Source organism: Pedobacter sp. N23S346, from assembly GCF_048515415.1.
In the GTDB taxonomy this organism is placed as follows: domain Bacteria; phylum Bacteroidota; class Bacteroidia; order Sphingobacteriales; family Sphingobacteriaceae; genus Pedobacter.
In genome coordinates this window covers 45,029-67,740 of record NZ_JBLYEE010000009.1, presented here as the reverse complement: position 1 = coordinate 67,740, position 22,712 = coordinate 45,029, and the positions used below count along the sequence as shown (strand labels likewise).

Annotated in this window: 24 protein-coding genes; all 24 read right to left on the bottom strand. The window is 37.4% G+C overall.

The window, feature by feature from the left end; all coding sequences use genetic code 11:
- Nucleotides 1-30: 30 nt before the first annotated feature.
- Nucleotides 31-858, bottom strand: a complete 828-nt coding sequence (locus ACN1CD_RS16060) for a hypothetical protein (protein WP_419131405.1) — start codon at nt 856-858, stop codon at nt 31-33.
- Between the two features lie 131 nt (nt 859-989).
- Nucleotides 990-1,958, bottom strand: coding sequence for a glycosyltransferase (locus ACN1CD_RS16055; RefSeq protein WP_419131404.1), 969 nt, complete (start codon nt 1,956-1,958; stop codon nt 990-992).
- 68 nt (nt 1,959-2,026) lie between these two features.
- Nucleotides 2,027-2,977, bottom strand: a complete 951-nt coding sequence (locus ACN1CD_RS16050) for a glycosyltransferase family 2 protein (RefSeq protein WP_419131403.1) — start codon at nt 2,975-2,977, stop codon at nt 2,027-2,029.
- Between the two features lie 382 nt (nt 2,978-3,359).
- Nucleotides 3,360-3,929, bottom strand: a complete 570-nt coding sequence (locus ACN1CD_RS16045) for a DUF4199 domain-containing protein (RefSeq protein ID WP_419131402.1) — start codon at nt 3,927-3,929, stop codon at nt 3,360-3,362.
- A gap of 17 nt (nt 3,930-3,946) precedes the next feature.
- Nucleotides 3,947-4,615 (bottom strand): hypothetical protein, encoded by a 669-nt coding sequence (locus ACN1CD_RS16040; RefSeq protein WP_419131401.1) that lies wholly within the window; start codon nt 4,613-4,615, stop codon nt 3,947-3,949.
- 129 nt (nt 4,616-4,744) lie between these two features.
- On the bottom strand, nt 4,745-6,001 hold the full coding sequence (locus ACN1CD_RS16035) for a dihydroorotase (protein ID WP_419131400.1): 1,257 nt from the start codon (nt 5,999-6,001) through the stop codon (nt 4,745-4,747).
- Nucleotides 5,998-8,037, bottom strand: coding sequence for a BatA domain-containing protein (locus tag ACN1CD_RS16030; protein WP_419131399.1), 2,040 nt, complete (start codon nt 8,035-8,037; stop codon nt 5,998-6,000). The genes ACN1CD_RS16035 and ACN1CD_RS16030 overlap by 4 nt, the downstream gene beginning before the upstream one ends.
- 111 nt (nt 8,038-8,148) lie before the next feature.
- A complete protein-coding gene (locus tag ACN1CD_RS16025) occupies nt 8,149-8,421 on the bottom strand; it encodes a Txe/YoeB family addiction module toxin (protein ID WP_419131398.1) in 273 nt (90 codons plus the stop codon).
- Nucleotides 8,421-8,675 carry a type II toxin-antitoxin system prevent-host-death family antitoxin gene (locus ACN1CD_RS16020; protein ID WP_419131397.1) on the bottom strand — a complete coding sequence of 85 codons (255 nt, stop codon included), beginning with the start codon at nt 8,673-8,675 and terminating at the stop codon, nt 8,421-8,423. Before ACN1CD_RS16020 ends, ACN1CD_RS16025 begins: the two co-directional genes overlap by 1 nt.
- Nucleotides 8,676-9,168: 493 nt before the next feature.
- Nucleotides 9,169-9,573, bottom strand: a complete 405-nt coding sequence (locus ACN1CD_RS16015) for a hypothetical protein (RefSeq protein WP_419131396.1) — start codon at nt 9,571-9,573, stop codon at nt 9,169-9,171.
- Nucleotides 9,574-9,640: 67 nt separating this feature from the next.
- Nucleotides 9,641-11,098, bottom strand: a complete 1,458-nt coding sequence (locus ACN1CD_RS16010; RefSeq protein WP_419131395.1) for a nicotinate phosphoribosyltransferase — start codon at nt 11,096-11,098, stop codon at nt 9,641-9,643.
- 30 nt (nt 11,099-11,128) lie between these two features.
- Nucleotides 11,129-11,860, bottom strand: a complete 732-nt coding sequence (locus tag ACN1CD_RS16005; RefSeq protein ID WP_419131394.1) for a metallophosphoesterase family protein — start codon at nt 11,858-11,860, stop codon at nt 11,129-11,131.
- A gap of 46 nt (nt 11,861-11,906) precedes the next feature.
- Entirely contained in the window at nt 11,907-13,391 is a 1,485-nt protein-coding gene (locus ACN1CD_RS16000; protein ID WP_419131393.1) for an ADP-ribosylglycohydrolase family protein, read from the bottom strand.
- Between the two features lie 143 nt (nt 13,392-13,534).
- On the bottom strand, nt 13,535-14,368 hold the full coding sequence (gene prs, locus ACN1CD_RS15995; protein WP_419131392.1) for a ribose-phosphate diphosphokinase: 834 nt from the start codon (nt 14,366-14,368) through the stop codon (nt 13,535-13,537).
- Between the two features lie 67 nt (nt 14,369-14,435).
- Nucleotides 14,436-15,128, bottom strand: coding sequence for an NUDIX hydrolase (locus ACN1CD_RS15990; RefSeq protein ID WP_419131391.1), 693 nt, complete (start codon nt 15,126-15,128; stop codon nt 14,436-14,438).
- Nucleotides 15,129-15,274: 146 nt separating this feature from the next.
- On the bottom strand, nt 15,275-16,783 hold the full coding sequence (locus ACN1CD_RS15985; protein WP_419131390.1) for a helix-hairpin-helix domain-containing protein: 1,509 nt from the start codon (nt 16,781-16,783) through the stop codon (nt 15,275-15,277).
- Between the two features lie 8 nt (nt 16,784-16,791).
- Nucleotides 16,792-18,216 (bottom strand): PP2C family serine/threonine-protein phosphatase, encoded by a 1,425-nt coding sequence (locus tag ACN1CD_RS15980; RefSeq protein ID WP_419131389.1) that lies wholly within the window; start codon nt 18,214-18,216, stop codon nt 16,792-16,794.
- 12 nt (nt 18,217-18,228) lie between these two features.
- On the bottom strand, nt 18,229-19,281 hold the full coding sequence (locus tag ACN1CD_RS15975; RefSeq protein WP_419131388.1) for a TerY-C metal binding domain-containing protein: 1,053 nt from the start codon (nt 19,279-19,281) through the stop codon (nt 18,229-18,231).
- 252 nt (nt 19,282-19,533) lie between these two features.
- The gene (locus ACN1CD_RS15970; RefSeq protein ID WP_419131387.1) at nt 19,534-20,019 is read right to left on the bottom strand and encodes a hypothetical protein; all 486 of its coding nucleotides are present in this window, start codon (nt 20,017-20,019) and stop codon (nt 19,534-19,536) included.
- 1 nt (nt 20,020) lies between these two features.
- Entirely contained in the window at nt 20,021-20,656 is a 636-nt protein-coding gene (locus ACN1CD_RS15965; RefSeq protein WP_419131386.1) for a vWA domain-containing protein, read from the bottom strand.
- A 9-nt stretch (nt 20,657-20,665) separates the two neighbouring features.
- Nucleotides 20,666-21,304, bottom strand: coding sequence for a vWA domain-containing protein (locus tag ACN1CD_RS15960; RefSeq protein WP_419131385.1), 639 nt, complete (start codon nt 21,302-21,304; stop codon nt 20,666-20,668).
- A 20-nt stretch (nt 21,305-21,324) separates the two neighbouring features.
- Nucleotides 21,325-21,450 carry a hypothetical protein gene (locus tag ACN1CD_RS15955; RefSeq protein WP_419131384.1) on the bottom strand — a complete coding sequence of 42 codons (126 nt, stop codon included), beginning with the start codon at nt 21,448-21,450 and terminating at the stop codon, nt 21,325-21,327.
- Nucleotides 21,450-22,109 carry a TerD family protein gene (locus ACN1CD_RS15950; protein ID WP_419131383.1) on the bottom strand — a complete coding sequence of 220 codons (660 nt, stop codon included), beginning with the start codon at nt 22,107-22,109 and terminating at the stop codon, nt 21,450-21,452. The genes ACN1CD_RS15955 and ACN1CD_RS15950 overlap by 1 nt, the downstream gene beginning before the upstream one ends.
- A 14-nt stretch (nt 22,110-22,123) precedes the next feature.
- Nucleotides 22,124-22,675: a TerD family protein gene (locus ACN1CD_RS15945; protein WP_419131382.1), complete on the bottom strand. Its 552-nt coding sequence runs from the start codon at nt 22,673-22,675 to the stop codon at nt 22,124-22,126.
- Nucleotides 22,676-22,712: the final 37 nt, after the last annotated feature.

Sequence of the window (22,712 nt, the reverse complement as noted above, 5' to 3'; positions counted from 1 at the left end):
TTAAGCTCCCCCTTCAGGGGGTTGGGGGGATTATACGATGTTATGCAAAATATCAGGATGTTCATCGCCCTTATATTCACTTGCAATTTTACGATAAGCCACTGTTAAGGCTACGCTCGATAATGGAACGATAATAAATGAACTCAAAATATTGACAACAAAAGCCACAAATGGCCAATGCAAAAAGTTAAATAATAAATAGATCAGGTATCCACCACCCAAAACCAGTAACAGCAACAAAATTTTAGTAAAATTCCCTTTGGTGATGGCCAAACTAAGTTTAATAGATTCGAATGGGGCAACGTTTTTATCGATAATAAAGAAAGGGAAAAATGAAATCCTTAACCAGGTGATAAATAAAGCAAGAATACCAATTCCCACTGCAATCTGCGTAATAATGATCCCTGTGGCTTGAAAACTTTCTACCCAGCCAATCCTAACCAGGTACCGCAAAACCGGATCAAGCACATATAAAACCGGAAACAAAATGAGGCCAATAAATAAAATACAGCCAATAAAATACAGTGTGGCAATTAAAAATCGAATGATTTGTTGTCTCGTTGGCAATGTACCAACAATGGTAACATCTTCATCCTCATTATCAATAAGATGAAAAATATATTTAAACAAGGAAAGGTTGATCGTAAAGTACAGCATGATGAAAATAATCACCATAAAAAAACTTAAAACCCGACTTACATCCTTAATAAAGAAAGCCATCAGACTGGATGCGCTCGCCGTGATAAACATCAGAAAGCACAGCGTAGCAATCGAAAAATAATGTTTCGTCATGATGCTCCATGCCTTACGGATCACATCATTAACCGCAAATGTACTTTCTTTTAGATAGTTGATCATTTTAGTTTATCAGTTCGTTAGTTGTTTTGTTTTTTAGTTCGTTGCACGGTGTTCAACTTTCGGTTTCTTGCCTTCTGTTTCCCACCAGCTATTCCCTTCTTCCTAATTTTTATTCCATATTTTCCTCTTCCCTATTTCTTACTAAAAACCACTCTTTTAAATAAATCCTGTATAAACCCTAAACCATAAGCGGTTAATTGGATGAACGAAGATATAATACTCAAAAATGCAACTTTAAACGATTTATTTATAAACCAGGAATGAAAAAATATCAACATAAAATATAATAACACCATGAAATCTAAAATATAAGCCAAAGGCGGATAGATAAAATTCATGAGTAACGTTACCATCATGCCCACAGTAGCGATGGCAGGGAAAAAGTGAACCAGTTTCAGTTCCTTTGGAAAATGTTTGTAAATATTAATTCTGGCCCTGCCGAAGAAATGTAGCTGCTTGTAAAACTGACTAAAGCTAGTTCTCCGCTTGTGATAAACCTTGGCCTCCGGGATTAGGCCTATTTTAAAGCCATTTTCATGAATCCGGATACTATATTCAATATCTTCACCTAAACGGGTTAATATAAACCCTCCTACCTTTTCCCAGGCCTGGCGGGAAACCCCCATATTAAAGCTTCGTGGATGAAACTGACCAACGTGTTTTTTATTCCCACGAATACCACCGGTAGTGAATGGGGAAGTCATGGCATAGCTGATCGCTTTTTGAACCGGCGTAAAACTTTCATGCGCAGCATCCGGACCACCGTAGGCATCCAGTTGATGTTCATGAAGATAATTTCTTACGATTTCCAGATAATCGGCAGGCACCAGGATATCAGAATCAAAAATGATGAAATAATCACCACTGGCTCGTTCAAAGGCATAATTCCGGGCGAAACCTTGTCCGGCGTTTTCCTTAAAATAATACTTGATATCTAGCTGATCAGCATAATTAGCTACAATAGCCTTTGCATCTTGAACAGAACCATCTTCAATCACCAGCACCTCAAACTGTGTATAAGTTTGCTTGGTTAGGGTATACAAAAGCTCATCAATTTCTTGCGGACGATTATAAAGCGGAATGATGATGGAGAAAAACATGTCTTGGAGCTGAAAGCGGAAAGACTAAAGACCAAAGCACTTTTTGCTTTAAGCTTTAGTCTTTAAGCTTATTTAAGTTCTTTTTCGATTAAGTATTGATTTCTTTCTGGTGCATTTCTTGATAAAAGCTCGGCGATAAAACCAGCCAGGAACATTTGCGATCCTACAACAATAGCCACTAACGATAAATAGAAAAGTGGTTGCTGGGTTACATCACGATAGGCTAAACCATTCCAGATTAAGTATTGCTTTTCGATTAAGGTATAAAGTGACATGATAATCCCCAGGAAGAAACTCAACACACCCAACGAACCAAAGAAGTGCATTGGCCGTTTACCAAATTTGCCGACAAAGAAAATAGAAAGTAAATCTAAAAATCCATTTATAAACCTGCTGAAACCGAATTTAGTAGTACCATATTTACGGGCCCTGTGTTCTACTACCTGTTCTGCAATCTTGTTAAAACCAGCCCATTTTGCAATTACGGGAATGTAACGGTGCATTTCGCCATAAACTTCGATGGTTTTAATGACGTCGCTTCTGTAAGCTTTTAAACCGCAGTTAAAGTCATTCAATTCTATTCCACTCATTTTACGGGTGGCAGCGTTAAATAATTTTGTAGGAATAGTTTTAGTAATGGGGTCGTATCTTTTTTTCTTCCAGCCGGAGATCAGGTCTAGTTTTTCTTCCTTTATTCTGCGATAGAGTTCTGGAATTTCATCCGGACTATCTTGCAGATCGGCATCCATGGTGATGATAACATCGCCCTGAGTGGCTTCAAAACCCACGTTTAAAGCAGCAGATTTACCATAATTTCTCCTGAATTTTATCCCTTTTATGGCCGGGTTTTGTAACCTTAATAATTCTATTACTTCCCAGGATTTATCTGTACTTCCATCATCAACCAGCACAATTTCGTAACTGAATTGATTGTCTATCATCACTTTATCAATCCATGCCGTTAATTCTGGCAAAGATTCATCTTCATTGAATAAGGGTACTACAACTGATATATCCATTTATTAGTATCAAGGATTGAGTATTAAGTATCAAGATTGGAATCTTTCTACAAACTCTTTTAAAACAAAACGTGCAAATTTCATCAAATTAAATGACAAAACCTGCACGTTCAAAAATTTTGATCTGTATTATAATTTTATGTCCTTCGCTGCTACTTTAACGATCTTTCCCTGGTCAGAAAAAAATGAAAAATTGATTCACAAACTCTCTACAATTCAGCATTTCGGGCAGAACTGTGAAAGAAGCTGTGGTTTTACCAGCTCCGTTACAACCTGAAATGATGTATAAGTTTGGCATTTAGATTTTTGACTTAAAACAAAACATGCAAATTTTATCAAATTAAATGATAAAACCTGCATGTTCTAAATGTTATAAAATGAATTAGGCTTCTGTTGGGAAAGTATTAAAAGTAACCGGTGGTTTCTTTTTTAAGATCGCGGCCAGGATTAATGAGATTACACCATAAGATGCAATTGAAACACCAAAACTGGTGAAAGTATTTTTGAAACTTGGCTCCAGTTTTTCCTGCATATTACCTGCTTTAGCCATCGCTTCATCAATTTCATCATTACCAAGGCCAAATTTAGCCATCATCGCTCTTTGCGCATCTTCAATCGCTGCTGCTGCTTTCGCCGGAAGATCAGGATCAATAAACTTCATCAATATGAAATTGTAAAGTGTGGCTGTAATTGCCAAAATTAATGAAATGATTAGAAAAGCCTTAAATGCTTCTCCGAATGTCCAAAAACCACCAATTTCCTTACGAATGTTGATACCTGAAACGACCAAAAGAGCAATAAATACAACAAAAACACCAATTGAGGCCATTACATTAGTATAAACCAAAACCGGATTGATGAAATGCATGGTCAGAGAGATCACCACTGAAACAGCGGCTAATATGAAACCATACTTGAGGGATAACTGGGAAATTTGAGCACTTTTGTCCATGATAAAGAATGTTTAGTTTAGCTATTAATTGTTGTGATTAATATATAAGTCGCAGAATCGAACGATTTGTTACTGCTAAATTGAATTATTTCTTCAGTTGTGGTTGTATTACCTTCTACATCAAGGAAAAACACCATAAAAGGAACAAATAAATCCTGCATTTCTTCACTAATGTTCAAAGTTGGTGCGGTGTTGCAGATCTCTTCTACACTGCCCTCAGCCAATTGTTGGTTGCTGATCATTTCTTCGTAGATTTCAAATTCATCCTGAAACTCATCATCTTCTACAAGTAAAAATTCTTTAAGGAAATCGCCCAATTCAGGGTCGATGTCTTCATCTTTGCATTCTTTAATGTAAAGTAAAAGGTTTAGCAACTCTGTTCCCCTATCAATGGTTTCTTCTTCGATATTCGCCCATTCATCGCTTTCTAAATAATCTTCTTCCAGCTTCTGCACATCACTGCTAAAGAAGTTAACCATCAGCAAATCGAAAAATACTTCGCGTAATTCTTCAAATTTTGGATGCGAATCGAAAACGGCATCAAATGCTGTCGCTTTATTTAAAAAGTTGGTATCAAGTTCGAATGCTACCAGTAATTCCGTTTCGAAACCTTCAACATTAATCGCCGCAACTTCAGCGTATTTATTTAATGATGCGACCAGCGCTTTTTTTACTCTGTTATCCATATTGTTAGTATCAAGTATTTAGTATCAGGTATCAAGCCCGGGCAAATTGCATTAACCATTTAGCTTTAACCTTTTTGTTTTAATCTTTTAACTTTAGGCTCTTAGCTTTAGTCTTTTAGCTTTAATCCTTTAGCTCCCTTTATATTGATTATTGTTATAAACCAAAGTTACTTTTCCGGTAAGTTCAGTTCCTAAAAGTGGGCTATTTGCTGATTTAGAAAAATTACTTGAAGAATTGTACAACCATTTTTCATTCGGGTTAAAAACCGTAAAGTTTGCCGGGGTATCTTCTTCAATTAACGGAATATCTAAATTTAGCATTTTACGTGGATTAATTGATAATTTCTCGGCGATTAAACTCGCATCTAAACCAGCCCTCAGCAACAATGGAAGAACGGTTTGCAAAGCGATGATTCCGTAATGGGCAATTTCAAACTCTACATTTTTAAATTCAATTTCTTCCGGGCGGTGCTGGGAGGTTATTGCATCTATTGTTCCATCTTTTAAGCCGGCAATAAGTGCCTTAACATCTGCTTTACCCCGCAGCGGTGGTTTAACTTTATAATTGCTATCAAAATCTGCCAAAAGCTCTTCTGTAAACACTAAATGATGTGCGGTTACATCACAAGAAACCTGAACACCTTCTTTTTTAGCTTTCCGGATTAAAGCCACCGAACCCGCTGTAGAAATATTACTGATGTGGATTTTAGTTTCGTTGTAGGTAGCCAGGAAAAGATCTCTGGCAATGTGCATTTCTTCTGCCAAAGCGGGCAAGCCCTTCATCCCAAGAAGGACAGAATTTTTACTTTCGTTAATCTGAGATTTCCCGGCGATGGATTTATTTTCGGGATAAACCATTAACAAAGCATCAAAACCTTTTGCATATTGCAGCGCACGGCTCATGAAACCGTCATCCTGCAAAGCTTTATCGCCATCAGAAAAAGCCACCGCTCCTGCCTGTTGCATGTCGAACAGCTCAGCAAGCTCTTTCGCTTCCCTATTCTGGCTAATTGCACCAACTGGCAAAACATCAACCAGGTTATTTTTAGCTTTATTGATAATATATTCTACCTGCGATTTTGATTGCACAACCGGATTGGCTTGCGGCAATAAGGCCAGACCGGTAAACCCACCAGCCTTTGCAGCCTCGGTAAGCGTTTGAATATCTTCCTTTGTTTCAAAGCCAGGATCGCCTGCCACGCAGTTTAAATCAAAGAACCCTGGACTTAAATAAGCACCTGCGGCTTCGAATACGGCTTCACTTTGATTGGCTGTTAATTTACCTATGTTTTTAATTTGACCATCAACTACCCTAACATCACATTCTTGTTTATTAAAACTGCTTTGCGGATCGGCAATGATTACATTTTTAACCAGGAGATTCATATTTTTTTGCTATTGTTGTTAAAAAATCGGATGAGAAGAATTTCTGCGGCAATAAAAATCAGCGACAAAATTAAACAAAGTTTCCATATCGTTTGTCCGATTTTATCTGTACCTGCAGTAAGTTTTACGGCGTCTTGATCAGTATCAAAGATCTTTAAATTACTTTTTCCGGCTAAATTATTCAGTTCGGTTTTGCTAAGATAATGCATATCAGATTCTGTTCTCCCGCTATTAAAAGCGTAAACAGCTAATGTAGAGTCTGCAAGATTGAGGTTGTAGAAACCTGCATTTTTAACCTGATCGGCAGTATAAATTAATGTTTTTCCATCTGCCTGACGAATTTCGGGAATGGTTTCTAAGTTCCTGGCAGTTAGCTTTAAAGTTTGGTTTTTCCCCAGTGTGATCTTCTTTCCTGATAAAACGGTTTCGCTTCCCAAGTGATGATAAAGTGAACTTTCTGTACCGCCACTTAATGCCACACGATACATTAATGGCACAAAAACCGGGTGGCGGGCCAGGTTTCCATCGGTTGTATTTAAACCTGTTGCAGATAAGAATACTAAGCCATTGCCTATGCCATATTTCGAGAAGAAAAGTTTCCTGCCAGGAAGTGATAAAATATTTTCTTTATTGGCTCCATTGCTTTCAACAAAAGTGAAATATCTGCTAACCGCAGGTAAATCCAGGTTCTTTGGAATATCTTCAAAAACCGTTTTAAAAATTGGATTTTGAAGGTCGATCTGATCAACCTTGGTTTCTTCCTTATTTAAACTTTGAATAGCTGGCAGCGATAAAGATGTTAAAAAGGAATTGTAGACCTTAATATCTGCATCCAGATCTGGAAATACAACCACAGAACCTCCAGCATTTAAATAGGTTTTTAACTGCTGCGCTAAACCTGTTGATGGATTTTGCAGTCCGTTAATTACAATCAACCTGTAATTTGAAAACCCATTATAATTAACATTTTGTTCTGCATTTTCAGTAAGCTTGTAATAGCCATCGGCCGCAAAAAGTGCTTTGATGTAACTACCAGCGTTTGTGCCATTAATGCTAAGTACCGGCAAACTTTGATCAACCTTAAAACTGAAAGACAAGGTATCATCAAACGTGACCGGAAAATCTTTAATACTGATGATTCCCTTCTGCCAGCCAGCCGATAAGCCAGAAAAACTTAAGGTATCTCGAACACTTTTTTCTGCGGGAATAGAAACAGCTCCCAAACCTTTTTGCTGATTGTTAATGGTTAACTTTAGTGGAATATTTTGTACGGCTTCCGGTGAATAATTTTTAAGCTGAACCACCAGTCTTTCATTTGCACCCGGCTGGTGATTTGGCGACAACATCCATATGCTATCTACCGCAATATTGGCCAATGCAGTTGCATTTAATTTGAGGAAAGAATACTGGATATCAGGATTTGTTGTAAGTTTTTTATTTGAAGCAATATTTTTCTGAAAGTCTGATAACACAAAACTGTACTTATTGGCTGGTCCGCTGAGTAGGCTTCCCTGTCGGTTTAAAATCTGCTGAAGATTTCTGGAAGTGGCCGAAATTTTTACGTCATCAAGTGCTTTAAGAAATTCTTCTTCGTTCAACAAGCGTTGATGTTTACCTTCAAAATCATTGGTAAGCAATTGAAAACGATCATTAATACCGAAGCCTTTAACCAGTTCTTTAGCGTTCCGTTTGGCCTCATCGAGCAGACTGCCATCTTTATTAACGGCTTCCATACTGTAAGAATTGTCGATGTAAATACTCACCACATTGTTTAGCAGACTATTTTTTTGTTTGCCTACCGGTATATATGGCTGTGCAAAAGCAAGCACCAGGAAAATGATTGCAAAAATTCTGCAAAAAAGAATGAGTAAATTTTTAAGCTTTTCTTTAGACGAATTTTGCTGCTCTACCTCTTTTAAGAACTGAACATTAGAGAAGTAAACCTTTTTAAATTTTCGAAAATTGAATAAATGAACGATGACCGGAATTGCAACCGATAATAGTGCGAAAAGAAAGCCCGGATAAAGGAAATTCATTAAAAACCAAAGATAGAAAAATTATGGAAGCGGGTATCAAATTCCCTGTTTATTTTATCAATGTTACTTTTGGGTACAAAATTTTAATGCGAAAATCCAAAGGATTGATATTTATTTATCACCGTAATGCCCGGCAGCAGACAAAACTAATACGCTTATTGTTTCGCCATTTATTTGATAAACCAATCTATGCTTTTGGGTTATTCTTCTTGAATACAAACCAGACAAATTATATTTCTTAAGTTCAGGCTTCCCAGTTCCGGTACTTGGATGATCAATAAGTTCTACTAATAACTTCTGAACCTTTTTGTAAGCCGTTTGATCAGTTTTTCTTAACCATCGAAGATCCTCTACAGCTTGTTGAGTAAATTCTAAGTTGTACATTACAAATTTTTAAGAAATTCAACCAATGCATCTTTACCAATAACTTGTGTAACCTCTCCATTTTTCGCCTGCGATAAAGATCTTTCAATCTTTTCAACCATCTCTTTTGAAAAATAAATATCATGATCAGTAATTGGCGTAATGGAGTATGCTTTATTTTTGCCTCTTTGAACAATAATCTGTTCTCCATTATCGGCCATATCCATATATTCTGCTTGTTTTTCTCTAAACTCTCTACTACTAACTACTAACATACCTATATCTTTAGCGTACCATATTGGTACAAATATACAAGATTAAACTTTTAAAATTTGATTTGCAATTATTAAATCAATTCCGTGTTTCCGTGGCAGAAATTGGCATTATGTTAATAATAGATAGCCGTCACCCTGAATTTATTTCAGGGTCTTAATAATGAATAGATGCTGAATCAAGTTCAGCAGGACGTATTTACTATTAAATCAATTCCGTGCTTTTGTGTTTTCGTGGCAGAAATTGGCATTATGTTAATAATAGATAATCGTCACCCTGAATTTATTTCAGGGTCTTAATAATAAATAGATGCTGAATCAAGTTCAGCAGGGCGTATTTATATATTAAATCAATTCCGTGTTTTTGTGTTTCCGTGGCATAAATTGGCATTATGTTAATAATAGATAGTCGTCACCCTAAATTTATTTCAGGGGTCTTAATTATGAAAAGATGCTGAATCAAGTTCAGCAGGCCATATTTAAACCGAAAGATATCCTAATAAGCAAACCCCGGAAATTCTATATTTACAACTTTCCACTGGCCGTTTTGCAATGCAAAATACAATTTAAAAGGCCCACTTACAATTTTCGACTGCTTTTTCAGCATTGCCCTAAATCCGACAACGCCCTCTACAAAACCCATTCCCTTGCCTGCACCTAATAAGTCGAAATGAACATCAATAATATCATATCTTCCACCCACATATTCGTCAGATTGTCCAAAAATTCCTTTTAACCTGGCAATGATCACGTCCTTTCCAATCACCTTTCCGCCTGGCAGAATAAAAAAGTCGCTCAGCTCTTCAGTAATCGATTTTGATTGTTTAAACCATGAGTTTATAAACCTCACGGCACTATTTACAATATCAGCCTGATGGTTAAAGGTTGGATTTTCTTGCATTTTTGAAGGTGTCTTTCATAATTTAACCGACCAACGCTGAGGCTGATCGGTTAAAAACTTGGCGAAGTTAACTATTCTTTAGCCTTTCTCTAATTTCGGCAAGAGAATAATCGATCAATAAGTTTCCATCTCTGAAAACTTCCTTCAATTCCCCCTGCGCCTCTTCTTCCCAGCTACACTGATCCTTCAACTCATATTCGCCGTTAGCATTTTTGAAAATCTGCAACAACCCTTTTGCTGATTTTTTAGTGCCATCATCAGTAATCGGATCTTTGAATATTTCTCGTCCAACGCCATCCACTTCTCCGTAGGTAGCTTTCATGGCAAAACCAAAGGTATCGCGGGTATTATACTGGTAAGTGAAGGAACCAATACCAAAAACGACATTGGTTGATGCAAAACCTTTCGCTTTCAAGCGTTCACAAATTTGGGTGGCACGTTCTGTTGTAATGCTATCACCGTAAATAGCGCCAATTTGCGGAACCAATTCCTTATAACCTTTGTCGTTGGTTTTTCCGCCAAAAACATCCCAAAGTAATTCAATTACGCCTTTTTTCTCGTTTTCATCTTTACCATTCGAATTCCCGCAGATAATATCAACCGGATCTCCCGAATCTGGCCGAATTACTACCTTGCCTTCTCTATTGATAATATCGTTTTTTAGGGCAGGTAAATATTCAGTAAGCACTTTCCACAAATCCCAGGTATCAGATACGATCGATACAATTCCTTTTGGATAAACTTCCAGAATTAATCTTTTAAATGTTTCCAACTCACCCGTATTTGTACCCATGCACATTACGGAGTGTTCGGTAGCCGCAACAGAACCACCAATTAATTCCTGATCTGAATCTGCATTATAATATTCTTCCAGGAAATCGATTGCCGGAATGGTATCGGTTCCGGTAAAACTTAATAAATGACCAGCTGCTGAGGTTACTGCAGCTTCGATACCACCCATGCCACGCATGGAGAAATCATGCCCTTGCCAATCTACAAATTCGGGTACTGATGAGGTTTCAGCTGCATATTTATCCATAATTGCCCGGTATTGTTTGGCAATGGTAGCAGAATTACAAGGCAACCATACCACAGCCGATAGCAGTGTTTCAAAATAGTTGGTTAGCCAGAAGAACTCGGGCAAGGTATTATACATGGTAAACATGGGCACGCGAAGCGGCACTTCAGCACCTTCTGGCAGCGATTTAAAAACCATTGGAATATAACCCAGATCATGCAAATCTGCGATATGCTGCGTACCAACTAAATTTTCGCCAAGATAATTATTGATCCTGCGGGCATACTTTTTTAAAATTTCCTCTTTAGGTTGTGCAAAGAAATTCTGATTAAAATCTTCGATAATATATTTTTTAATAAAGTACTGCAAACCAAAAAGAACAACATGGCTTACATTATCCAACCTGCTTTTTCTTGGTGTCCAGTTTGAATAAACCAAGGTTGTATTTTCTGGGTATTGCCTGCGGTGATCTACTTTGTATCCGTCTGTTAATAATAATGGGTTCATGATATATTTATTTATGTTTAACTGTATTTATTAATTTTTATTTCTTCCTCTTTCATTTGGGTAAAGGCTTTGCACGGCATCACTCTGCCAGAATTTTTTGGTTTGAATATCCATGCAGGTGAGTTTGCCTGTAAAAGCGGCACCAGTATCTATGTTCCAGACATTGCAGCCTTGCATCGGGACATCAACACCATAATAGAGCGTTGGCGTATGGCCGATATAAATTTCGTGGTAAAGCAGCAATCGCTTAGGGAAAAGTGCTGAATCTTTTCGAATTCTGTTATCTACGGTTAGCGCCATCTCCCAAAGTGTTCTATCCCAGGAGTAATTTGAAGAATAACGTTCCTTTGCCGGGCCATGCATCGATGAAAAACCAGCATGAATAAATAGGTTCTTGTTTTCATCTACATGATAATCTTGCATTCTACTAAAAAAATCCAAATGCTTTTGTTTAATTGATTCAGGCATTCCTTTATAACTTTCTATGGTTGATTTTCCGCCGTGTGCAAACCAAACTTCATCAACAATTCCTTTCCAAAGCCAATCGATACACCAGGCATCATGATTTCCCTTGATAAAAATACAGGAGTGCGTTTCCTCCAGTTGAATGAGGTAATTTACCACTTGTGCTGATTCACTCCACCCATCTACATAATCGCCCAAAAAAATCAGTTGATCAGCTTCTGATACATCAGCATGTTCCAATAATTGGATTAAGGCCTTTAAGCCGCCATGTATATCGCCTATTACTAGTGTTCTCATAGATTAATTTTAACAAAAATGATTTAGAACTGTTCAGATATTAAGTTTATAAATCATTAAGTTTCATTTCATCCCGTACTTCCATCAAGGCGAAACCTAACAGATTTAATCCCTTCCACTTACCGGGATTTTTCACATCGGGATCGTCTTCGGCCAAGCCAATTCCCCAAATTAAATCCACCGGACTGGCTTCTGCTAAAATCTTTTCTCCGGTATTGATCAGAAATTCTTTCAGCGCTTTATGCTGACTAAATTTATGAAAATTGCCTGTTTTCACAATTTCGTATCTGTTTTTAGCCCAGATTCCTTCATCATAATTACGCACTTCCCTACCTAATTTTTTAACTTCTTCTGGCGAGGTGGCGGCTAAGATTTTATTTAGCACGATATCATCATTAAATAATTCTGCTTTTTTACTCATCATCCAATGCTCAGCCGTTCTGTAATTAACCTGATCAACAATAAAAGGCGCATCCCACCACTGCGTTAAACAAGATTTAGTGAGTATTCCATCTTCCGGTACCTGATGTTCCCAAAAGAAAAAGAATTCATCTTTTTCCTTAATAGCGGAAACACTGTATTTCTGCTTGTTCATAAATGCTTGTTCCAATTGTTCACAAAGGTTTTCAATTTCTGTCCGCTTCACCAACACCTCTATCCATTCTTGCGGGATGGATTCAAAACCATAAATTAAACCCGCCAGGCCGCCGGCAATTACAGCAGTTGTATCGGTATCTTCGCCAAGGTTAACCGCTTTCAGCACCGCATCTTTGTAGGTTTGCGTGGTGAGGACACACCATAAACTGGCTTCAAGACTATGCAATACATAACCAGATGAATAAATTTCATGCTCCGGAACAGTTGCTATATCGCGCTGTAAAATCCTGTCAAAGAGATTAATTTCTTTTGGTTCGAAAGCATTTTGTGCGATAAATTTTTTAACTCTGCCCTGCATGTTTTGATATGCGGCTCTTTTATCGCAGCCCTTTAACAATTCCAAACCGTAAACGATGTAGATAAAACATGCAAAAACAGAACGGAAATGTGCGTGGGTAATGGAAGAAACTTCCTCAACCTTTTCGAATATTACCTGAAGATTATCTTCATTCCGAAGATAAAACAGCATTGGCAAAATCCGCATTAATGATCCGTTTCCATTATCTGTTTCGTTGTTTCCACCACATAAAACGGGATCAGTTCCATTGGCGATCTTATTGATGGCTTTACTGGTTGCGATGCCAATATCAAAAACTTTGCCATGTGGTGTCCAAAGATCAGCATTATACCATTTCAAAAATTTTCGTGCGATGTCTTCGAGGTTATAACCATTACAAAGGCTTTCGGCCAAACAAAAGGTGAGGGAGCTATCATCACTCCAGGTTCCAACAGGCTGATGATGGGTTCCATAACCTTTCATCTTTTCAACAGGATTTTGTGTTAGATATGCTCTTGATTGAAACTCTACAGGTACACCAAGTGCATCGCCAATGGCTAAACCAAACAGTGCACTTTGAACAACATTGCTTTTCATGTGATATGGATTTGGTACTTGATAGTCTTATTATTCGGTTTTTAACCACCCCGCCCTTCGGGCACCCCTCCAAAGGAGGGGAATTACGATAGCCATTCCCCTCTTTCAGAGGGGTGGTCGTAGACCGGGGTGTAAATTCCGGCTTACTGAATATCCTGAAGTTTGATTTGCGTTACGCCCGGATGTTCTACTTCTTTTATAGAATCTGTTGTAAAAATCTGCTCGAAATATTTACTTAGCTCATCAAAGCCTTTGCTGAAAATACCATGACTAATGGCCAAATATAATTTACCTGCATTTTTTGCTTTAAGTGCTTCAGCCAAACCATTAAATGTTCCACCACCATCGCAAATATCGTCTACAATCAGGCAGTCGGCACCACAAAGATCCTCAGCATATACTTTAAAGCCAGATAGTCTTCCGGTTTTTACATCCCTGCTTTTAGAGCACTCTACTACTTCAGCACCACCTAAAAACTCAGAAACTTTATAAATTTTCTTCAGTGCGCCACCATCAGGAGAGATAAGTTTCACCTCTGATCCGATTTTAGCAATCACTTGCTTGATAAATTCATGATTGGAAATGGTGATACAGTTATTAAGCAATGCGGGCGTTACTTCACTATGTGGATCAAAAACGGTTACACTAGCTAAAGCCATGCTGTTAATGATATCGGCATATACTTTTACAGATAAAGGCTCGCCAGGGATCATCACCCGATCTTGTCTGGCCGCAGGGAAGTATGGAATATAAAGGTGAATTTCCTTCACCCCCATTCTTTTCAAAGCATCAACCGTAATGCAGATTAAACCTAAATCGTTAAAAGAATTTATTCTTTGGGTAATGGTTACTGGCTCTTTCTGATCGAAATTTCCATCAATTTTAATGTGTGGTTCACCACCTGCGAACAGAAAAGATTTGTGGGTTATGGAGTTGTTTTCGCCTAGCGGAGTAAAACTCGGATCTAAATTTAACATATATTTGCGTATTATTTACACAAATATATAAATGATTTTTATAATCCAAAAATAATTTGTGTTTTTTTTACGCAAACCTAATGTCAAACTGGAAATTATCCTTTAAAAGTTGATTGTATTTCGACTTATCAAATGTAAAAAGCTTGCCTGGCCTGCCACTGGCACCTATTTTTACAACCTTATCTGTTTCATTAACTATTCCAAAGCTCAGAATTTTTTTTCTGAAATTTCTTCTGTCGATATCTCTTTCCAGAATGCAGCAGTATAAATTCTCCAAATCTGAAAACAAAAATTCTTCACCTAACAGATCAAAACCTATAGGCTGGTAAGTGAGTTTATTTTTTAACCGCTGATGTGCCAGCGTTATCATATCGCTGTGATCATAGCCTAAAGCAGGAAGTTGATTCACTGGAAACCATTTGGCATCTTTAGCATCAGTATCCGCTTTCAAAACAAAATTTTGAGGATTTACCAATGCAAAATAAGCGACAGAAATTACCCTAAATCGATCATCTCTGTGAATATTATCACCAAAAGTATTGAGTTGTTCGAGGTAATTTACGGTTATTCCAGCTTCTTCTTTAAGTTCGCGTTCAACAGCTGCCAATAACGGCTCATCATCTTTTACAAAACCTCCCGGAAGAACCCATTGATTAGTCAGCTTTCCGAACCGTTGTTGTACAGCCAATACGTAAAGAATTCCTTTCTCGTAGCCAAATACTATACCATCAACAGCTATTTTGATATTTTGATCGATCATCCCTTATTTGTGTAAAAACAACACAAAGTTAAGAAATTTCTCAATTCCGAATCAGGTTAAAAATTAATCAATTCTTAACACCTTTTCAGCAACAATTGCAAAACAAGTAGTTAATCAAACCCATTATTAACCACTTGTTTTGAAGTTTATTTGTTCGCAAGCGTGATTAAAATTACTCTTCCACCCTCTTCTTTTGATAGCAGCAGTTTTTTACCATCAGTCAATTCTACCATTGTATTAATTGGAATCACTTTATCTTCTGTTTTATCGACCAGGGAAGTTAGCTTTTGATTCACCAATACCCATTTCCCTTCGTGAAAAGTAAAATAACCTACCGGAATTTTCTGCTCGGCTGTTAATTTTTCATTCCGGATGATGTTGCGGTTTACATGCCACTGAAATAAATATTGATTGTTGTACACCATTAATCTATGGTTTTCAGGTTTCCAAACTGATGGCTGATATTGATAATACAGATCTAAAACCGGCAATGTTCCTTTATGGCTGGTGCCACAGAAAGGGCATTTTGGTATGGTGGTATTATCAAAAACGTACCATTTTTGATCACAGTAGATATTGCTGCACTGCTGCATCAGATCGGTTGTTTTTAACAGGGCAATTTCCCATTCTTCGGCAGTAGGCCGTTGCATGGGGTTGTGCAAACCATCTATAAAAGCCTTATCAAACAGCGCTTTAAGATATGGACCAGTAATGGTGTAAGGTATTTTAGTTACATCTGCCCAATAAGTATCCCATTTCGAAACCTGGTTCATTTTTGGCCGGTTTGATAAATCTGTTGGATGTTCTACAAACAAAGCTTTTTCACCCATGCTCAACAAATCATCTTTCTCGGTATCCAGATCGTGTACCTTGCTTCCTTTTAATGGGTGCCGGTGCAGTAAATACATATAAATTAAACAGGCTAAAGCGTGCAAATCGGTTAACCGATTAGGTAACTTTCTATTAGGATCTGTTTTATTTAAATGTTTGGTAGCCAACACTTCTGGCGCTATAAAATCAGCAGTTCCAATCACTTCTGCCTGAAACAAACCCGGAACAACTAAACCATCCAAATCGATCATACAGGCCGAACCTGTTGATGGATCTATCAGCACATTGTTATAAGATAAGTCGGAGTGTGATAAGCCCATCTGATGCATTTTCTTTACACCACGGGAAAGATTAACCCCAATTTGGAAATAATTGAGCCATCTACCCAATTCTGTCTGATCTAAACTTAGCGGAAATTGCTTATTCCGGAATTTAGCCCCCGCAAACCACTTTCCATTTTTCTCTTCTCCCTTAATCAGATCACTTGATGAATATCCTTTTGCAAAAAAGAACTTTGAATGGTATATGGGAACGATAATTCCTATTTTATCTTTAGTTTCTATCAGATCTGTAGGCCAGCGATATATTTCATTTAAATAATAATCTCCAGCTTCTTTAGATTGAATTTGATTTAAGTATCTCGTTACAATTTTCGTTAAGCGTTCTTTCTGATTAAAATCTTGCTTCTCTTTAAAAATGGCCACAACATATTTACGGTCAGGACTAAAGTACACCTCTTTGGCTGTGCCACTTTTAGGTTCTCCATTATCTACATATTGATAGGACTGGCCGGTTAGTATAGATTTTACAGTTATTGTTGACATGGTAGTTGCTAAAAAATGATGGCCAAAGTTCTGTCATCGTGGTTTCCCGGACTCCAAAAATCCATCCAGGTAGAAAGTTGATGGGTAATTTCCTGATTTGAAGGATTGAAATCTATCGCTACGTTATCTTCATTATTTCCTTTCAAATCATCAATGAATGTTTTCCATTTTTCTAATTTTTCTAAATTGGCCTCTACCACAAATTTTGCATCATAGATGCCATCCGTCATGAGCATCAGGTAAGAAAAATCATCGGTTAAGGTAAAACCAAAACGAGTGGGAAATTTTTCACTATTAAAAATCTCTGGCATGGTTATAAACCTGGTTCCGCCACCAAATTCGCCTACATCAAGCCAGTTCATCAGCTTAATTTTGGTTAAATCTTTATTCAATAAACCGATCGGACAATCGCCAACTCCAAAAGTTAAAATGGCATAACCAAAATCGAACTTTTTTAACAGGGCAAAAATTAAGGTAGAATGAAAATCCTTTATCGGGCATTCTATTTTTGTGGCGAATTCTTCAATTTGTTTATGGGCATAGAATGCCGCTTTCGAAAGGTTGTTGTAAACAAAGTGACTAATCTGCTTTGTATCTTCTCCTTTTTGATGATGGTGCAATAAAATTTCATCAAACGATTTTAAGCTTTCTGCCGTTAAATTTTGCTCAAAATAATCGATAACCGCTTTGCAGGCAATTTTCGATCCCTGCCTGGCTAGCTTTGCGCTCCCTGCACCGTCGGCCACACAAACAATGCTCCATCCATTATCTTCAAAATGTTTAAAGGCATAATCGTCTTCTCTAAAAGAACCTACATTGGCATGACTCCTTCCCCTTTTGGAAGAAACTAAGATATGTTTATCACCCAGCGGCTGAAAATCACTAACCTGATCTGGTTTCCAATAATTTTGAGCTTTCCATTCATCATCTTTCTGATCATCGCTGGCTATATTTTTCCAAAGCGATTTAGGATCAGCATTGATCACCAATGAGATCATCTTAACATGGGGTTCTGAATTTTCCTCTTCACCCAAAACACTAAACAGCATTTTAACTCTAAAATCACCACTTTGGCTCGGAACTCCCTCTATCAGTTTAAGATCAGCATTAAAATTTAAGCCATATTGATTTAAATTATCAAATTCTACAAAAATGATATTCTGCAATTCAGACTGGTTAAAATCCAAAACTGCCTGGTAAGGTTTTGCCACCGTTGCATTTGGAATGATGATCTGCTTTGCCAAAACATCGTCAATCTTGACCTTTAAATCCCATTTCTCCATTATATTTTTATGTTTTTCCTTGATCAGCTTTACTGCTTCGATATTAAATGCATCACTCACATATTGCTCAAAGAGATTTTTTTTATTTGATAATACCTCAATGTTATGCGCTTTAAACAGGCTTTCCAGGTATTTCTTCGTTTCAAGCATTTATATTAAATTTTAACCCTGTGCTCTTCCCACATCGAAACCCCCTTCACCATAACCATAACTGCCTTCATTTCCACACCATGGGCAGGTACTTATACTTTCATCACCAATACAGTGTATTTTCTGGCACTGGCACATGGCCAAACCAAACTGATTACCGCAACACGGGCAAGACGGCGCACCAATTAATTCTTCGGTATTTACCTTTTGCTGTAACCCATTATCTTCGCATAATTCGTAATAAGAATGATCTACCTGGAATCCACCTACTAACCTGTAAGCCTGGGTTTGCAGGTTTAGTCCATCAAAACCAGATTCGTTAATTACCTTTCGATATTTCATCAAATACGGCCTCTTGGTATTTTGGCATTTAGCAGATAAAACAACATAGTTATTATCTACATACTGGTTGGTAACCGGTGCTTTTGAAATGTCAATTTTAGAAAGTGTATCTCCATCTAATTTGGCCAGTTCGAAGCCTGATTCGTTATTTTCTACACTGATGCTACTGGTTTTAATCGAATCTGTTACCCACTTAAAAAACTTATTATAATCTTCGGTAGTCGCATTTTTAAATTGAAGCACATTTTCGGTTAACTCGGCTAAAATCCTGGTATCTGTACTATCGCCAAAAGAAATGGCCACCATATTTGCGGTACGCTGCCAGTTTTGTTTCCATTCTGCAATAGCACTTTTGGTATCATCAGTAGGTACACCATCGGTAAACAAGAAAACAATTGGTTTCCAATCACCTTTTTGCTCCATGGTGGTTTTAACAATATCCTTTCTCATTTGGAACATTAAATGCCCCAAACCTTTGCTTAAAGATGTGCCCCCACCAATTGGGAATTTTGGGGGATAAAAACTGACCACTTCTTGTAAATGAACAAGGGTTTTGGCCTGCCCGGCGAAAACAATAATAGAGATCCAAACGGTTTCTATCGCATATGGATCGGTTTTAATTGCTTTAATAATGGTTGCCATCCCTTCTTCAACCTGCTGGATCTGATCTCCAACCATCGATTCAGAAATATCTATTAAAAAGTAAATGGGTAATCTTCTCATATTAAAAATAGTTGTTTAAGAGCAATAGCACAATCAGCAATACAATTTGTGTCATATCAACAGCCAAGCCTTGCCCTACCTGAAATGGTTTTATTAAAGTTTTCAGGAAATTAAGAACGGGTTGAAAAATAACTTCGAAAAAGTTGAAAACACCCTTATATTTAATGTTTAATTTATCTTTATACGGCAGTAATTTTGAGTAAAGAAATAAACCTATTATCAAAACATTTAGAAAAATTCTGAATGCTAAAATCATACAGGAATTTCTTTACGAATTTCTCCCGCTATCATTTTATAACCATCCTTTACGCGCTGGTTATAACTAGAACAACCATAAATAAGAACGCTCTTACTATCTTCCAGATAATTAATCGAAAAGTAAGTCACCACGTTATTATGCACTTCCTGCATTTCTCCACTTCTGGTTTTCCGATTAAAAACATCTACAAACTGAACACTTAAATACAAACAGTTTCCAGATGCCTGAGTAGCCAATAAATTAAATTTAGCATGATGACCATTTCTTAAATCACGCTCTAATTCATATATATTTAGTTTATTCACCCTGAAAGTTTCATAGCAATTTACAATTCCATCTAAATTATACTCTTGAAAATGATCAACAGGTGCATTAGGCACATAATAAATAGGTGAATCATCCCTTTCGTTATTGGATGTGATCTTGACAATAAACGAAACAATCGTAATTATCAAACTTAAAATTCCAAATATTCCCATCTTATATTACCATAGTTATTTCGCTCGGCGGCGGTGGCAGCGCAACACTTTCTCCTGTCCCCTGGCTTTTGTTTCCTTGCTCTATCGTTTCAGAAACCCATTTAAAGAACTGTTTTAAAGTAGAACTATCAGCAGTATCCAAATGCACTACATCTGGTGTGAGTTCTTTCAACAATGCATCATTTGCCGAATGCCCGGCAGCACAGCCAACAATGGCTCCAAAATTTAAGGTTTTGATCTTGGGTACCATTTCTCTGTAAAACTGCAAATCACTTGGTTTGCCATCGGTAAATAGAAAAAGTAAAGGCTTCCAATCTCCTTTTTGATTTGCATTGCCTTTTATGACATCGCTTTGTACCTTTTTATACAAAACATCCAAAGCTTGACCAGTATGTGTTGGTCCGCTTTGAGGGCAGGTAATTTCAGGAAGCTGGAAAGATGCCAGTTCGGTTAAGGAAACAATTTCTTTTACTTCACGATCAAAAGTTATCATAGATATCCAAAGCGAATCCAGTGCCTGCGCATCAGCACGCAACGTATTAATCATTCCACTTAGTGCATTATTTAATGCCTGAATGGGCTCGCCATACATTGATCCGGAAGTATCTATTAAAAAGTAAACAGGTAATCTTCTCATAAAATTCGATTAAACAACGATATTTAATTCAGATGGTGGTGGTGGAAGCTCTTTAAGTAAGCTAATTTCCTTTCCTGCATCTTCAACCTTTGTAGAGGTAACGCCAATTGAGGCTGTTACCCATTGGAAAAACTTCCCAATACTGGCTGAATCTGCTGTATCTAAACTTACCACATTTTCTGTAATTTGTTTAAGCACAGCAGTATCTGCTCCCGAACCTGCTGCACAGGCAACCGTAAAGGCTACTTTTTGCTTCTTAAATTCAGCTAAGCCCGGCAACCAATTATCAGTTGGTACGCCATCAGTCATGATAAAAACCAGCGGTTTCCAATCGCCTTTTTGCTCGGTTGTAGTTTTGGCAACCTCATTCTCAATTCTGTTTGACACCAATATTAAAGCCTCGCCCAATGCTGTAACACCTGTAGCTTTTAAATCAACCATTTGAAAGGAAGCTAAATCAGTTAAAGGAATAATTTGCTGCGCCACACTATCAAATGTAATTACACTTAAATAAGCAGTCTCGATGGCCTGAGGATTTTGCCTCAATGAGCTGATCATTACCTGAACGCCGTTTTTTACCGCCTCAATGGGTTCGCCGCTCATGGAGCCTGATGTATCTAATAACAGGTAAACTGGAAGTCTTCTCATATTATAAATTATTGGGAATATTATATCGTATCGGCCGTTTTTGGATTTGATGAATGAGCAAGGCTTTCTTTATGCTCAGGGATGTTATAAATTGCAACTACACTAATTTCATCTTCACTCAAACCTTTTATATTTTTGATGTTCATTACAAATAAGATTTTAAGATCAAATTAATGGTTTGCCCCATAAAAGTATCTGAAGTAGGGTCTCCAATGGCATCAAACTTCCAATCATTGTTGCGTTTATAAAGTTTACCCATAATGAGTGCTTTTTTACCAACATAACCCGGTTCTGAAGATACATTGTACGAAGCAAAAACTTCTTTAACCTGCGTTGGTGTGCCTTCGTACATCCTGATTTTTGAATAGGGGATTTGAGAAAAATCTTCCTCCCCTACGTTATTTAAAAAGAAGAAAATCTTAGCTACTTTTGAATCAATCTTCGATAAATCAACAGTGATAATTTCATTATCCAAACCATCATCACCTCCAGCATCTCCTTCAAGGTCATCACCAGTATGCCGCAAAGCACCATCCATGGAAAGTAATTTTCCTTTAGGCAGCCCAAATTGTTGTAAAAAATCAATCTTATACAATGGCGAATAAAGATGGTCGCAAAGGTTGTTGTTATCGTCAATAAGGATGCAGCTAAGATCCAGATCTACACTTTGTTTATTGGTTTTTAAACCTAAAAAACCATTAGTTTCAATTGCGCCCCAGTTTACTCCTACACAAAAACTGGTTAAAGTGGCGCCGCTTTCTTTCCGCAGGTCGATTTTTTGTCCTTTTGATAAATTTATGGCCATGGTTAAAAGCAGTTTTAGTTATACTTATCTAAGAAAAATTCCAATCCATCTTTCATTCCTACGCCTACAGCTTCAAATTTCCATTCATTGTTGCGTTTATAAATCCGACCGAATTCTACAGCGGTTTCTATAGAAAAATCTTCTTCTAATTCATATTTCAACACTTCATTGTTGGCACCATCCAATACCCTGATATAAGAGTTTCGGATCTGCCCAAAATTCTGCCTTCTATTCTCAGCATCATGAACAGTTACTACCACACAGATTTCTGCCGCAGTCGAATCGATTTTTGATAGATCTACCTTAATCTGTTCATCGTCGCCATCACCATCTCCCGTTAAGTTATCACCAGAATGCGCTACAGCACCATCTGGTGTTTTTAAGTTATTATAAAAAACAAAATGTGCGTCGGATAATAATCGCTTATTATCACCCAATACAAAAACAGAAGTATCCAGATCGAAACTAGCACCAGTGGATGCACTATTGGTATCCCATCCAAGTCCGATGGTAAATTGAGGCGCATTAATTACTTCGCGTTGTCCCTTTTGCAGGTTGATTGCCATATGTAGTTAATTTACTATTAAGATTTAAATAGTGGTT